At 64.7% G+C, this 13,723-nt stretch carries 9 protein-coding genes and 2 pseudogenes; 7 read left to right on the top strand and 4 right to left on the bottom strand.

The features are described from left to right. The first annotated feature begins 11 nt into the window (after positions 1-11). The 4 genes and pseudogenes from ACQ86E_RS27755 (at position 12) to ACQ86E_RS27770 (ending at position 2,457) form a co-directional block, all read left to right on the top strand. On the top strand, positions 12-983 hold the full coding sequence (locus ACQ86E_RS27755; protein ID WP_431202694.1) for a branched-chain amino acid ABC transporter permease: 972 nt from the start codon (positions 12-14) through the stop codon (positions 981-983). After that, positions 973-1,285, top strand: a pseudogene (locus ACQ86E_RS27760) (ATP-binding cassette domain-containing protein); the annotation flags it as partial. The gene ACQ86E_RS27755 and the pseudogene ACQ86E_RS27760, both read left to right, overlap by 11 nt. A gap of 60 nt (positions 1,286-1,345) precedes the next feature. Then, entirely contained in the window at positions 1,346-1,741 is a 396-nt protein-coding gene (locus ACQ86E_RS27765; protein ID WP_431202695.1) for a hypothetical protein, read from the top strand. Then, the gene (locus ACQ86E_RS27770) at positions 1,738-2,457 is read left to right on the top strand and encodes an ABC transporter ATP-binding protein (RefSeq protein ID WP_431202696.1); all 720 of its coding nucleotides are present in this window, start codon (positions 1,738-1,740) and stop codon (positions 2,455-2,457) included. The genes ACQ86E_RS27765 and ACQ86E_RS27770 overlap by 4 nt, the downstream gene beginning before the upstream one ends. Here the strand turns inward: ACQ86E_RS27770 and ACQ86E_RS27775 are convergent. Then, the gene (locus ACQ86E_RS27775; protein ID WP_431202697.1) at positions 2,439-3,113 is read right to left on the bottom strand and encodes a TetR/AcrR family transcriptional regulator; all 675 of its coding nucleotides are present in this window, start codon (positions 3,111-3,113) and stop codon (positions 2,439-2,441) included. The two genes, ACQ86E_RS27770 and ACQ86E_RS27775, sit on opposite strands and share 19 nt — an antisense overlap. A gap of 107 nt (positions 3,114-3,220) precedes the next feature. Between ACQ86E_RS27775 and ACQ86E_RS27780 the strand changes: the two are divergent. Then, positions 3,221-5,510, top strand: a pseudogene (locus tag ACQ86E_RS27780) (arylsulfatase). Between the two features lie 13 nt (positions 5,511-5,523). Here the strand turns inward: ACQ86E_RS27780 and ACQ86E_RS27785 are convergent. From ACQ86E_RS27785 to ACQ86E_RS27795, 3 genes are all read right to left on the bottom strand, one after another. After that, positions 5,524-6,087, bottom strand: coding sequence for an invasion associated locus B family protein (locus ACQ86E_RS27785; RefSeq protein ID WP_431202698.1), 564 nt, complete (start codon positions 6,085-6,087; stop codon positions 5,524-5,526). A gap of 63 nt (positions 6,088-6,150) precedes the next feature. Then, positions 6,151-9,297 carry a multidrug efflux RND transporter permease subunit gene (locus tag ACQ86E_RS27790; protein ID WP_431202699.1) on the bottom strand — a complete coding sequence of 1,049 codons (3,147 nt, stop codon included), beginning with the start codon at positions 9,295-9,297 and terminating at the stop codon, positions 6,151-6,153. Beyond that, positions 9,294-10,466 (bottom strand): efflux RND transporter periplasmic adaptor subunit, encoded by a 1,173-nt coding sequence (locus ACQ86E_RS27795; protein WP_431202700.1) that lies wholly within the window; start codon positions 10,464-10,466, stop codon positions 9,294-9,296. The genes ACQ86E_RS27790 and ACQ86E_RS27795 overlap by 4 nt, the downstream gene beginning before the upstream one ends. A gap of 378 nt (positions 10,467-10,844) precedes the next feature. On the opposite strand from ACQ86E_RS27795, the gene ACQ86E_RS27800 reads away from it, so the two are divergent. Then, positions 10,845-11,084, top strand: a complete 240-nt coding sequence (locus ACQ86E_RS27800; protein ID WP_063983861.1) for a hypothetical protein — start codon at positions 10,845-10,847, stop codon at positions 11,082-11,084. Positions 11,085-11,311: 227 nt separating this feature from the next. Beyond that, positions 11,312-13,723 carry a TonB-dependent receptor gene (locus ACQ86E_RS27805; protein WP_431202701.1) on the top strand — a complete coding sequence of 804 codons (2,412 nt, stop codon included), beginning with the start codon at positions 11,312-11,314 and terminating at the stop codon, positions 13,721-13,723.

Raw genomic sequence — 13,723 nt, forward strand, 5'->3', positions numbered from 1 at the left:
AGGAAGATGTGATGCGTCGCCTGATCTGGCTTTCGGTGGTCGCGGCCCTCGCGATCGCCTATCCGCTGTTGCTGTCCTCGCCGTTCCAGCAGCGCCTCGGCGCGCTGGTGCTGCTCTACGCCATCGCGGCCTCGGCCTGGAATATCGTCGGCGGCTATGCCGGGCAGGTCTCGGTCGGCCATGTCGTGTTCTTCGGCTGCGGTGCCTATGCCGCGATGGCCTCCTACGCCAAATTCGGCCTGTCGCCGCTGTTCGGCATTCCCGGCGGCATCGTGCTGGCGGTTGGGCTCGCCGCGATCATCGGCGTGCCGACACTGCGGCTGTCAGGTCATTATTTCAGCATGGCGACCATCGCGGTCGCCGAGACGGTACGGCTGATCGTGACCAACACCGAATGGTTGGGGGCGGCCGTCGGCCTGTCCGGGCCGACCGTGCCGCGCAACGTCTTCGATCTCTCGTTCCTGTCGTCGCTGCCGTATTACTATCTCTTTCTCGCGGTGCTCGTGATCACGCTGCTCGTCACCTGGTGGATGACCAACAGCCGGATGGGATTCTACCTGCGCGCGATCAAGGATTCCGAACGCGCCGCGCGTTCGCTGGGCGCGCCGGCCGCACGCACCAAACTCTACGCCTACATGCTGAGTGCGGCGCTGACGAGCGTCGCCGGTGCGCTCTATGCGATGATGTTCGGCTTCGTCGATCCCGAGTCCGGGCTCGGCATCCTGATCTCGGTGAAAATCCTGATCATGGCGGCGCTGGGCGGGGCAGGGCTGCTGTTCGGGCCCTTGGTGGGAGCCGCGATCCTGGTGCCGCTGGAGGAGATCTCCAACAGCTGGCTCGGCGGCAAGGGCGCGGGACTGACCTTCGTGCTCTATGGCGCGATCATCGTGCTGATCGCGCGCTTCCAGCCGGGCGGACTGCTCGCGCTGTTCACGCGCCGCAGCAAACCGAATACCGACACGGGAGCCGGCCATGCTCCTTGAGGCGCGCGGCATCACCAAGGCATTCGGAAGCTTCAGGGCGGTGGACGATGCCTCCGCGACGCTGGAGCAGGGCGACATCCTCGGCCTGATCGGGCCGAACGGCGCCGGAAAATCCACCTTCTTCAACTGCCTCACCGGCGACCTCCAGGCGACCTCGGGCCGCGTGCTGTTTGAGGGGACCGACATCACCGACTTCACGCCGGAGCAGCGCGCCGGGCTAGGGCTCGCCCGCACCTTCCAGGTGCCGCAGACCTTCGAAGGCATGACGGTTCTCGAGAACGTCATGATCGGAGCGTTCCTCCGCACTTCGAGATCGCAAGGAGGCCGAGACAAAAGCACGCGTTGTGCTCGAGCGTGTCGGCATGATCAGGCTCGCGGACTCGCCGGCGCGCTCGCTCGGCACGCCCGGCCGCAAGCGGCTGGAGATCGCGCGCGCGCTGGCGACCGAGCCGAAGGTGCTGTTGCTCGACGAGGCCATGGCCGGGCTCAACGCGCATGAGGTGAAGCTCGCGATCGATCTCGTCCGCGACATCCACCGCTCCGGCATCACACTCGTCATCGTCGAGCACATCATGGAAGTGATCATGTCGCTGGCGAGCCGCGTGATGGTGTTCCACCAGGGCAAGGAGATCGCCCGCGGCTCACCGCGCGACGTCACCTCCAATCCGGCCGTGATCGAGGCCTATCTCGGCAAGCGCGCGGCCAAGGCGGCCGCCGGCCATACGCCGATCGAACTGATGGGCGGACCGGACCTATGAGCGGGGTGCTTCTCAAAATCGAGCACCTCGAAGTGCGCTATGGCGACCTCATCGGCGTCTCCGACGTCTCGCTGGAGGTGCCGGAAGGCAGCGTCGTCGCGCTGCTCGGCTCCAATGGCGGCGGCAAGACCACGACGCTGAACGCGATCGCCGGGCTCATTCCCGTGCATTCCGGCGCGATCAGCTTTCGCGGCGAGGAGATAGCAGGCCAGAAGGCTTTTTCGATCGTCCGCAAGGGATTGGCGCTGTCGCCCGAGGGCTGGCGCCTGTTCGTGCAGCAGAGCGTCGAGAACAACCTCATCCTGGGTGCGACGCCGCTGCACGACAAGTCGCGCCAGGCCGTGCTGCTCGAACGCGTCTACGAGTTCTTTCCGCGCCTCAAGGAGCGCCGCAACCAGCGTGCCGGCACCATGTCCGGCGGCGAGCGGCAGATGCTCGCGGTCGGCCGTGCGCTGATGAGCGATCCGAAGCTGCTGATGCTGGATGAACCGTCGCTGGGCCTCGCGCCGGCTGTGGTTGAATCGATGTACGAGACCTTCGGCCGCCTGCATCGCGAAGGCCTGACCATCCTGCTCGCCGAGCAGTCGATCGAGCTGGCGCTGGAGGTGTCGGATTTTGCGACCGTGCTGCAGGTCGGCAAGAGCGTGCTGTCGGGCACCGCCGCGGCGCTCGCGGAGGATCCGCAGGTGCAGAAGGCTTATCTCGGGGTGGGGTGATCCGCCTCTGCGCGAAGCAGCAGCAACAGGCAGCCCGCGAGCCTCGCCTCCATCTCTTTCGACGAAAGCGCCAGCGGGCCGGGATCGTTGAGGATCGCGTTCACCAGCGTGCCGAGCACGACCTGGAAGCCGAACGCGATGGTGCGAGTCTTGGCCGCCTTGCGGCCCTTGCCCATGGCCGGCAGCAGGAGAGGGGTGGCGCGTTCGGTCGTCACCTTCGCGAGCTCCTTGAACGGCGACCACGTGTCGGGGCGGGTGTCGTCGTGCTGGAGCGCGGCCCGCAGCACGCCCTCGTGATTGCGCATCCAGCCGATGAGGCCGTTGACGATGATGGTGCAGAGCTTGTCCAGGCTCACCTCCGGTGACGGCCGCCTGATCTCGCCCAGCCTCTGCTCGCCGTCGCGCGCGGCCAGTGCCATCAGCGCGTTGAAATAGGCCTCTTTGCTCTCGAAGCGGCTGTAGAAGGCGCCGACGGTCGCGCCCACTTCAGTGCAGAGTGCTTCGATCGAAAGTTCGGCGAGGCTGCGTGTTCGCAGCATGCCGGCGCCCGCGCGCAGCAGCGCCAGCGTGGTTTCGCGGCTGCGCTTCTGCCGCGACGGGGCGACCCCAGGCAGGTCAAAATCGCCAGGCTCGGGCTGTTCCGGCGAGGGTCGCATCCGCGCTTGCATCCGGCTTAAATCATAATCATAGTTCTGATTATAATTTAGCCGTGACGGGGCTGCGGGTCAACCGTGCGGTTCACGCGGCAAACAGGGAGGAGCAGATGAGCGCAGGCAGCGGCACGCCGTTTCGCGGCACCGTCGGCAGGACGGTCAAGGACTCGAAGCCCTGGTGGCCGGAGGCGGCAAGGCCGCCCGAGGGCGCGCCGAACATTCTTGTCGTGCTGTTCGACGATGTCGGCTTCTCCGATTTCGGCTGCTATGGCTCGGCGATCAGGACGCCGACCATCGACAGGCTCGCCGCGGAGGGTCTGCGTTACAGCGGTTTCCACACCACGGCGATGTGCTCGACGACGCGCGCGGCGCTGCTCACCGGGCGCAATCACCATTCAGTCGGCGTCGGATGTCTCGCCAATTTCGATTCCGGCTATCCCGGCTACCGCGGCAAGATCGCGCGCGAGGCGGGGACGCTGGCCGAGATGCTGCGCGTGCACGGCTATCGCAACTACATGGTCGGCAAGTGGCATGTCACGCCGCTGACCGAGAGCGGCGCCACCGGTCCGTTCGACGGCTGGCCGCTCGGGCGCGGCTTCGATCGCTTCTACGGCTTCCTCGACGCCGAGACCGACCAATATGCGCCGGAGCTCGTCTCGGACAACACGCATATTGATCCGCCGGGCAGCTACGCCGACGGCTATCATCTGACCGAGGATCTGATCGACCAGTCGATCCGTTTCATCGGCGATCATGTTGCCGATCGTCCTGACATTCCCTGGCTGACCTGGGTTGCGCTGGGCGCCTGCCATGCGCCGCATCAGGCGCCGATGGATATCATCCGCAGCTACGATGCCGCCTTCGCGCATGGCTGGGACGTCGAGCGCGAGCAGCGGCTGGCCCGTCAGAAGGCGATGGGACTGGTGCCGCCGGACACGCGGATGCCGCCGCGCAACGACGGCGTGAAGGCCTGGGAGGAGCATTCAGCCGACGAGCGCCGCGTGTTCACCCGCCTGCAAGCGGCCTTCGCCGGTATGCTCGATCATTCCGACCGGCATCTGGCGCGGCTGGTCGCGTTCCTGGAAACCGCCGGCATTCGCGACAACACCGTGGTCATCGTGATGTCCGACAACGGCGCGAGCCAGGAGGGCGGGCCGCTCGGCTTCGTCAACGCGATGGGGCCGTTCAACTTCAAGCCGGAGCCGATCGCGGAGAAGCTTGCCCGCATTGACGACATCGGCGGGCCCGACACCCACAGCAATTTTCCGCATGGCTGGGCGATGGCTTCGAACACGCCGCTGCGGCGCTACAAGCAGAACACCCATGGCGGCGGCATCCGCGATCCCTTCGTGATCAACTGGCCGAGGAAGATCGCTGGCCAGGGCGAGCTGCGGCACCAGTTCGTCCACGCCTGCGACCTTGCGCCGACTTTGCTCGAGCTGATCGGCATCGCGGCGCCCGCGGAGATCGCGGGTTGCCCGCAGATGCCGCTGGAAGGCGAGAGCTTTGCGCGCTCGATCGTGGATGCCTCGGCGCCCTCGAAAAGCTCGCCGCAATATTTCGAGATGTTCGGCCATCGCGGCCTCTGGCACGGCGGTTGGAAGGCGGTCGCGTTCCATCCGTCGGGCACGCCCTTCGAGAGCGACAAATGGGAGCTGTTCCACCTCGACGAGGATTTCTCCGAGACCAACGACCTTGCTGCAAAAGAGCCGGAGCGTCTGGCCGCGATGATCGCGACATGGTGGGCGGAGGCCGAGGACGCGCAACGTGCTGCCGCTCGACGACCGCTTCGGGCCGCGCTTTGCCGAAAACGCCGCGCGCTTCCACGGTGCGCGGCATCATTTCGTCTTCCACGCCGGCATGGGCCATGTGCCGACCGACGTCGCCCCCGACGTGCGCAGCCGCAGCTACACGATCGAGGCGCATGTCGAGATCGGCGAGCAAGGCGCGGACGGCGTGCTGATCTCGCATGGCGATGCGACCTCGGGCTACAGCCTCTACGTCAAGGACGGTCACCTCGTGCATGACCTCAACATCGGCGGCAGTCATCAGATCGTGCGCTCGGACCAGAAGGTGCCGTCGGGTGCGCAGCGGCTCGGCGTGCATGTCGAGCGCCTCGTGCGCAAGGAGCCGCCGGCGAAGGGCTCGCGCACCGGCGTCACCGAGTACACGCTGCTGATCGACGGAGCGCCGGCGGGATCGCTGCAGACCCAGCTCGGCTTCCACACGCTGATCTCGTGGTCCGGCCTCGACATCGGCCGCGATCGCGGCAGCCCGGTGTCGCACTACGATGCGCCGTTCGAATTTGAGGGACGGCTGCTCCGCGTCACCGTCACCATGCATACCGACCAGAAGCTCGACGGCGACGCCGTCGGCAACGCGCAGATGGCCCGGCAGTAGCGACGGAAGGGCGTTACTTGATCTTGTCGTAGGCGGCCGCGAAATCGCCAAGCGGCATCGGGATCGCGATGGTCTCCTTGGCCATGTTCTGGAAGGAGACTTTCAACTGCTTGCCCGACTTCAGGCTCGCGAGCAGGTCCGGCGCGATCGGGGTCGAGGCGTAGCAGCCGCGGTTCTCGCAGGTCTGGATCTGGAGGTCGACCGTCTTGCCCTCGTCGACCTGCAGCTTGGCGCCGACGGGCAGGTTGAGGCCGAGCGGCAATTGCAGCAGCGCAATCGGCGTGCGGGTGTCGGGCGCGATGCGAATGTTGATCAGGACGATGGTCTGGCCGGTCTTGGTCAGCACCGCGTTTTGCTCGATCGCGCATTCGAGCGGCGCGTCGCGGCTGGGGCTGGTGCAACGCGCAACCCAGCCGGCCTGCTGCGCCGGAGCCCCGTCAGCGTGCGGCTGCGTCGGGGCTGGTGCGGGCTGTGCGGCAGGCGCTGCATTCTTCCTGGCGCCCTGCTGGGCATAGGCTGCGCTCGTCGACAACAGGAGCGCGGCGGCAAGGGCGACAAGTCGGGATTGCATGGGCATGGCGAAACCGCGTTGGCGTGACCGGGGGCCTCGCTGTAGCGTCGCGGGCGCCGCGGTGCAAGCCTACTCGGCGGCTTCCTTGACGGTGCCGTGCTCGGGCGTTTCATGGCCTTCGCCGTCACCCGAACGGCCCCAGCCCGAGAACCAGTTGTTGAGCTTGTCGAGGTAGAGATAGACGACAGGCGTCGTGAACAGCGTCAGCGCCTGGCTGACGATCAGGCCGCCGACCATGGCGTAGCCGAGCGGCTGGCGGATCTCGGCGCCAGTGCCGTGACCGAGCATCAAGGGCACGCCGCCGAGCAGGGCTGCCATCGTCGTCATCATGATGGGCCGGAAGCGCAGCAACGCGGCCTGGCGGATCGATTCCTCCGGCGTCTTGTGCTCGTCGCGTTCGGCGGCGATGGCGAAATCGACCATCATGATGCCGTTCTTCTTGACGATGCCGATGAGAAGGATGATGCCGATCAGCGCGATCAGGCTGAAGTCGAAGCCCGCGGCCATCAGGATAAGCAGCGCGCCCACACCGGCCGAGGGCAGGGTCGACAGAATCGTGATCGGATGGATGTAGCTCTCGTAGAGAATGCCGAGGATCAGATAGACCACGACCAGCGCGGCGAGGATCAGCAGCGGCACGGTGCCGAGCGACTGCTGAAACGCCTGAGCGGTGCCCTGGAAGCTCGAATTGAGCGTCGGCGGCGCGCCGAGATCGGCCATCGCCTTCTGCACCGCCTGCGTGGCCTGGCCCAGCGCGACGCCTTGCGCCAGGTTGAAGCTGATGGTGGTCGCCGGAAACTGGCCCTGGTGGCTGATCGAAAGGGGGCGGACGGGATCGGTGCTCCATGTCGCGAAGGTCGATAGCGGCACCTGGTCCCCGGTCAGCGGCGACTTCAGATAGAGCTTGTTCAGGCTATCGAGATTGCCCTGCATCTCCGGCAGGATCTCCAGGATCACCTTGTAGGTATTGAGCTGGGTGAAATACTGCGTGACCTGCCTCTGGCCGAAGGCGTCATAGAGCGTGTCGTCGATTAGCTGCGGCTGGATGCCGTAGCGCGCCGCGGTGTCGCGGTTGATCTTGAGCTGGACCGTGGTGCCCTGGGTCTGCTGATCGGTCGCGACGTCGCGCAGCTCCGGCAACGTCTGCATCTTGGCGAGGATCTTCGGCGCCCAGTCGTTGAGTTCGTCGAGGTTCGCGTCCTGCAGCGTGAATTCGAATTGCGTCCGCGTCGGCCGGCCACCAAGCCGCACGTCCTGCGCGGCCTGCATGTAGAGGCGGACGCCCGGCACCTTGTCGAGCTGGGGACGCAGGCGCGCGATGATCTGCTGCGCGGATGCATCACGCTCGTTGCGCGGCTTCAGGGTGATGAAAAGGCTGCCGTTGTTGCCGGCCCTGCCGCTGCCGCCGATCGCCATGGCGATGGTGGCAACGCCCGGATCTGCCTGGACGATCTTGGCAACCGCTTCCTGCCGCTCCTTCATCGCCGCGAAGGATATGTCCTGCGACGCTTCGGACGTCGCGGTGATCAGGCCGTTGTCCTGCTGCGGAAAGAAGCCCTTGGGGATCAGGACGAAGAGATAGACCGACAGGGCGAGGGTCGCAAAGAAGATGAGAAGCGTTGTACGCCTCCAGCTCAACGCGATGTCCAGGCCGCGCTCGTAGCCGCGCAGCAACGCGTCGAAGCCGCTCTCGCTCCACTGGTAGAACCGTCCGTGCTGAACCTCGCCATGGGCACGCAGGAAGCGCGAAGCCATCATCGGCGTGAGCGTCAACGAGACGATCATCGAGACGAAGATGGTCATCGCCAGCACGACGGCGAACTCCCGGAACAGGCGCCCGATGATGCCGCCCATCAAGAGCAGCGGGATCAGCACGGCGACCAGCGAGATGCTGATGGAGACGATGGTGAAGCCGATTTCCTTCGCGCCCCTGAAGGCGGCGGCCATCGGCGATTCGCCCTCTTCGACGTAGCGCGAGATGTTTTCGAGCATGACGATGGCGTCGTCGACCACGAATCCGACCGCAATCGTCAGCGCCATCAGGGAGAGATTGTCCAGCGTATAGCCGGCCACCCACATCAGCGAGCAGGCACCCAGAAGAGCCAGCGGCACGGTAATGGCGGGGATGACGGTCGCCCAGAAGCTGCGCAGGAAGATGAAGATGACCATGACCACGAGGAAGATGGTCAGCAGCAGCGTGAACTGGACGTCCTCGACGGCGGCGCGGATGGTCTGCGTGCGGTCGCTGATCACCTCGATCTTGATCACGGGCGGGATTGCCGCCACCAGACGAGGCAGGGCCGCCTTGATCTTGTCGACGGTCTCGATGACATTGGCGCCGGGCTGCTTGAACACGACGAGGAACACGCCGCGCTTGCCGTTAGCCCAGGCGGCCTGCTTGGCGTCCTCGGGCCCGGTTACGGCCTGACCGATGTCGCGGATACGCAAGGGGCCGCCGTTGCGGTACGCGACGATGACGTCGTTCCAGTCCTTGGATTGCGTCAGTTGATCGTTGGCGTAGATCGTGTAGGCGCGCTTGGCGCCGTCGATGTTGCCCTTGGGGCTGTCGACCGTGGTGATCGCGATCTGGCTGCGCACGTCCTCCAGCGACAACCCTTTGGCGACGAGCTTTGCCGGATCGATCTGGATGCGGATGGCCGGCTTCTGCTGGCCACCGATGATGACCTGTGCGACGCCGGAGATCTGGCTGATCTGTTGCGCGAGCTGCGCATCGACGGAGTCGCTGACGGTGGTCAGCGGCAGCATGTCCGAGGTGGCCGACATAATGAGGATCGGCGAATCCGCAGGGTTGACCTTGCGATAGGTCGGTGGCGACGGCAAATTCTTCGGCAATTGACCCGACGCCGCATTGATCGCTGCCTGCACGTCGTTGGCGGCACCGTCGATACTGCGGTTGAGGTCGAACTGAATGGTGACCGACGCCGTTCCCAGATAGCTCGTCGAGGTCATCTGGGCGATGCCGGGAATCTGCGCGAACTGCCGCTCCAGCGGCTGCGCCACCGACGAGGCCATCGTCTCGGGGCTGCCGCCCGGCAGATTGGCGGTGATCTGGATGGTCGGGAAGTCCACCTGCGGCAGCGGCGCGACCGGCAGCAGGGGGTAGGCGACGAGACCAACGAAGAGAATGCCGGCCATCAGCAGCGAGGTGCCGATGGGATAACGGATGAAAGGTGCCGAAATCCCGCCCGGGTTCATTCCCGTCGTACCTTGTTCTGGCTTGGATCCGAACTCGCGACGGCCGTCGAGACGAGACTTCCGGGCTGCACCTTGAACTGGCCGCCGGTGATCACCTGCTGCCCCGGGGTCAGCCCTTCATCGATGACCGAACGACCGTCGATGGCGTAGCTGACCTTGATCTTGTGCACTTCGGCCTTGTTGTCCTGGTTCACCGTGTAGGCGTAGAGGCCGTTGGTCGAATGCTGAACCGCGTCGTCCGGAACCACGGTCGCGTCCTTCAGGGTCCGCACCAGAAGGCGGGTCGAAACCGACTGGCCCGGCCACAGCGCATGGTCCTTGTTGTCGAACACGGCCTTGAGCCGAATGGTCCCGCTGGTGGTGTCGACCTGGTTGTTGATGACCGCAAGCTTGCCTTCGGCAAGCGTCTTTTTCCCGTCGGTCGTGAACGCGATCACCTTCAGCGCACCGGCCTTCTGGCCCTCGCTGATATAGGGCAGCTGGTCCTCGGGTGCGGTGAAGATCACCGAGATCGGTTCGACCTGCGAGATCGTGACGATTCCCGTTTGCGTGGACGCGTTGACGATGTTGCCGACGTCGACCAGGCGCAGGCCGGCGACGCCGGTGATCGGCGCCTTGATCTGGGTGTAGTCGAGCTGGGTCTGGGCGTTGGAGATGGCGGCCTCGTCGGCGGCGATCTGCGCGGTGAGCTGGGCGACAGTGGAGCGCTGGGTGTCGACCCGCTGTGCGGTGGCGAATTCGCCGAGCTTCGTGGCGCGCTGCAGCTCGAGATTGGCGTTGGCCAGACTCGCTTCGTCCTGGGCCTTCTTGGCCTTGGCCTGGTCGAGCGCGGCTTGATAGGGGCGGGGATCGATCGAGGCCAGAAGCTCGCCTTCCCTGGCGATCCGGCCTTCGGTGAAGGCGATCTTGTCGATCTGTCCGTCGACTCTGCTCCGGACTTGTACGGTGTTGAAGCCGGCAACCGTGCCGAGGCCGGTCAGATAGACCGGGAAGTCGACCTTCTGGACCGGTGAAATGCTGACGGGGACGGCGGACGGGCGCGGCGGGCCCTTCTGGGCGGTCTGGGCTTTTCCGTCCTCGGCCGAGCCGTATTTCTGCCAACCAAAGTAGCCCGCGGAGGCCACAGCCGCGATGATCAGAATCCAGAGGACCGGCCGTGATGTCTTCATATCGGCTCGCATGCCCATAGTCGCGAATTATGGGCCAATCATAGGGTTCCAGCGCGCTTGTATAATACACGCCAAGTTCGAGTGTAAACAGCACTATCGCCTGAGAATCCTAAACAATTGGAAAGCTTTGCACTGCGTAGGCAGCCCTTTGGCGAAGCGGTGTGCAGTGCTGCATTTTCCCGTGAGGAACGATCAACGGGCAAAGCTTGTGCAATGCTCGGAACCGGTGTGGGCGGGCGTGTCGCGTCGACTGCAGAGCCTGCTCCGACAGTGAGCGCGCCGGCTCGCGTGAGAACGGTTCTAAACCGTCGAGGTGGCGTTTCGGTTGTCAGGAAAATCTGCATCGGTCATATCGGCCCGCCACAACGGGAGTGCAGGATGGACGAGCTGAACGGCAAGCTGATCGCGTGTCAGATTCTGATCACGGGTCTGATCGCGCGCGTCGCCAACGAGCAGCGCGATCCCTTGCGCTTCCTCACCGACTTCCGCGACGAGATCAAAGCCGTCGTTGGCGGCGTTAATATCGCCGGCATGGACAATTCCGATCGCGTGCGCGCGGTCGCGCAGAAGACCGTCGACGAATTGTTCTCGCTGATGAAGCCGCCGAGCAGCGATTGACGTCGCGCGCGCGACGCTGATTTTTGCTGCGTTTTTCCCGTTCGATTTAGAACGACTCCAATCTCGATTTAGAACCGTTTCAAACTCCAGTTTAGAATCGTTTTGATCTGGACTTATTCAAGGGTTCTCGCGGCTTGCTCGCATTGACCCGCTATTTTGCCGCCGATACCAACAGCTTCATCGTTCGTCGAAGTGAATGAACGAACAGGAATATGGGGCGTGTTGAGATGGGGCAGGTGTTGGCACCGAGGTCGTTGCGTTCAGTCGCAGCGTTCGATTCGATGGATGAGAAGTCGTCGGCAGGTTCCGGCAAGACGGCGTCGGCGGTCGCGAGCTTGATCGCGGTCGCGTCGGTGTCGACGGGCGCGCAGGCGCAGCAATCGAACCTGCCGCCGGTGACGGTCGACGCTCCCGTCGAGCGTCCGCGTCCGGCTGCCTCGAAGCCGACGGCAGATCAGGTCCGTGCGCGCAATGCTCTGCGTCGCGCCGCACAGCGCCAGCAGGCCCAGCAGCAGTCCGCCGCCGTCACACCAGGCGCTGCCGGCGCCGTGGATCGCAATCCCTATGCCGATCCGGCAGCGCCCTACAAGGTCGACCACGTCCAGGCCTCCGGCAAGTTTCCGGAGCCGATGCTGAACACGCCGAAGACCATCACCGTGCTCAGCAAGGAGGTGCTCCAGGACAAGAACGCCACCACGCTGAAGGAGATCGGGCGCTCGACCGCCGGCGTGACGCTGGGATCGGGCGAGGGCGGCAACGCGTTCGGCGACCGTTTCTTCATCCGCGGTTTCGACGCGCGCAACGACGTGTTCATCGACGGCATCCGCGATCCCGCCGTTTCCATCCGCGAGAACTTCTTCACCGAGCAGATCGAGATTCTGCGCGGGCCGGCCTCGTCCTATGCCGGCCGCGGCACTGCAGGCGGCGCCATCAACATCGTCACGAAGCAGGCGGGCGACACCAACTTCAAACGGATGGATACCGAGTTCGGCACCGACAGAACCAAGCGCGTCACGCTCGATGTCAACCAAGTCATCGATCCGACCTTCTCGGTGCGCGCCGGCGGCCTGTTCCAGGATGCCAACGTCGCCGGTCGCGACTACGTGACCGACAATCGCTGGGGCTCATTCATCTCGACCAAGTACACCCCGACCACCGATCTGAAGATCACGACGAACTATGTCCATACCGACCTCAGCGGCCTGCCGGATTTCGGTGTGCCCTACTACAAGCAGGGCAACGTGCCGGTGACCTCGGCCGGCATTCCGCGTGGCAATTGGTACGGTTTCCTCAATCGCGACTTCCAGACCGCGCGGCAGGATTTCGGTACCGGCACGATCGAGTACAAGGTCAACGAGGCCATTACGCTGACCAGCAAGGTGCGCGGCGAGCACTCGCTGCTCAACTATATCGGCACGCTGCCGCAGAACCCGAATACGACCAGCCCCAATCCGCTGCTCTGGACCACGACGGCGAGCGCACAGAGCCGCTACCAGAACGTGGACGTGTGGGCCAACCAGAACGAGGCCACGTTCAAGCTCGACACCGGCGGCGTGAAGCACACGGCGGTGTTCGGCGTCGAATATTCGAACGAGAACATCTCGATCGACCGTTACACCGGCCTGTCGTCGGAACTGTTCGGCGGCGGCTCGACCAGCAGCGGCGCCGTCACGGGAGTCAATCTCTATTCGCCGCAGTACACCAACATTCCCTTCAGCAACACGCCGTCGCTGGTTGGCAACCCGACGCGTTATGGCGTCAACACCAGCAGCGTCTATGTCATGGACACCGCGAACTGGCAGGACACCATCATCGTCAACGGCGGCATTCGCTATGATGGCTACAGCCAGAGCGCATCGACGAACTCGGCCTATCTGAAGCAGAACGCCGATCTGGTGAACTACAACGTCGGTCTGGTCTACAAGCCGATGTCGATCGGCAGCATCTATGCGGCCTACGCGACCTCGGCCAATCCGTTCGGGTCGGAGCTGGACGCGACTGGCACCGACTACGGCGGCGTTCCCGCCAACTCGACCATCCTGCTCGGGCCCGAGCGCAACAAGGCGGCCGAACTCGGCACCAAATGGGAGCTGGTGGATCGTCACCTGCTGGTCAGCGCCGCGCTGTTCCAGACCACGAAGGACAACGCCCGCGAGACCGTCAGCGGTCTGCTCACCTCGGGCGCGGCCTACCGCATCCAGGGCATCGACATCGAAGCCGAGGGCAAGCTCACCGACCGCTGGAGCATCTTCGGCGGCCTGGTGCTGATGCAGTCGAAGGTCACGCAGAGCGGCATTGCCTCCAACCTCGGCCTACAGCTTGCCAACGTGGCGCACCAGTCGTTCAGCATGCTGACCAAGTACAAATTCGACGGCGGCTGGGAACTCGGCGGGCAGGCGGTGTACCGCTCGAAGGTCTATGGCGGCACGTTCGCGGCCAATACCGGCAACGAACTGCCGAGCTACTGGCGCTTCGACGCGTTCGTCGAGAAGAAGATCGACGCGAACTGGACCATGAAGTTCTACGCGCAGAACCTGACCAACAAGCTGTACTACGATACGCTCTATCGCAGTGCCGTTCCGTTCGTCGCGGTCGCGCCGGGACGGGCGTTCTATCTCATCACGACGGCGAAGTTCTGA

The organism is Bradyrhizobium betae (assembly GCF_050632175.1).
GTDB classification, from domain to species: Bacteria; Pseudomonadota; Alphaproteobacteria; order Rhizobiales; family Xanthobacteraceae; genus Bradyrhizobium; species Bradyrhizobium betae_B.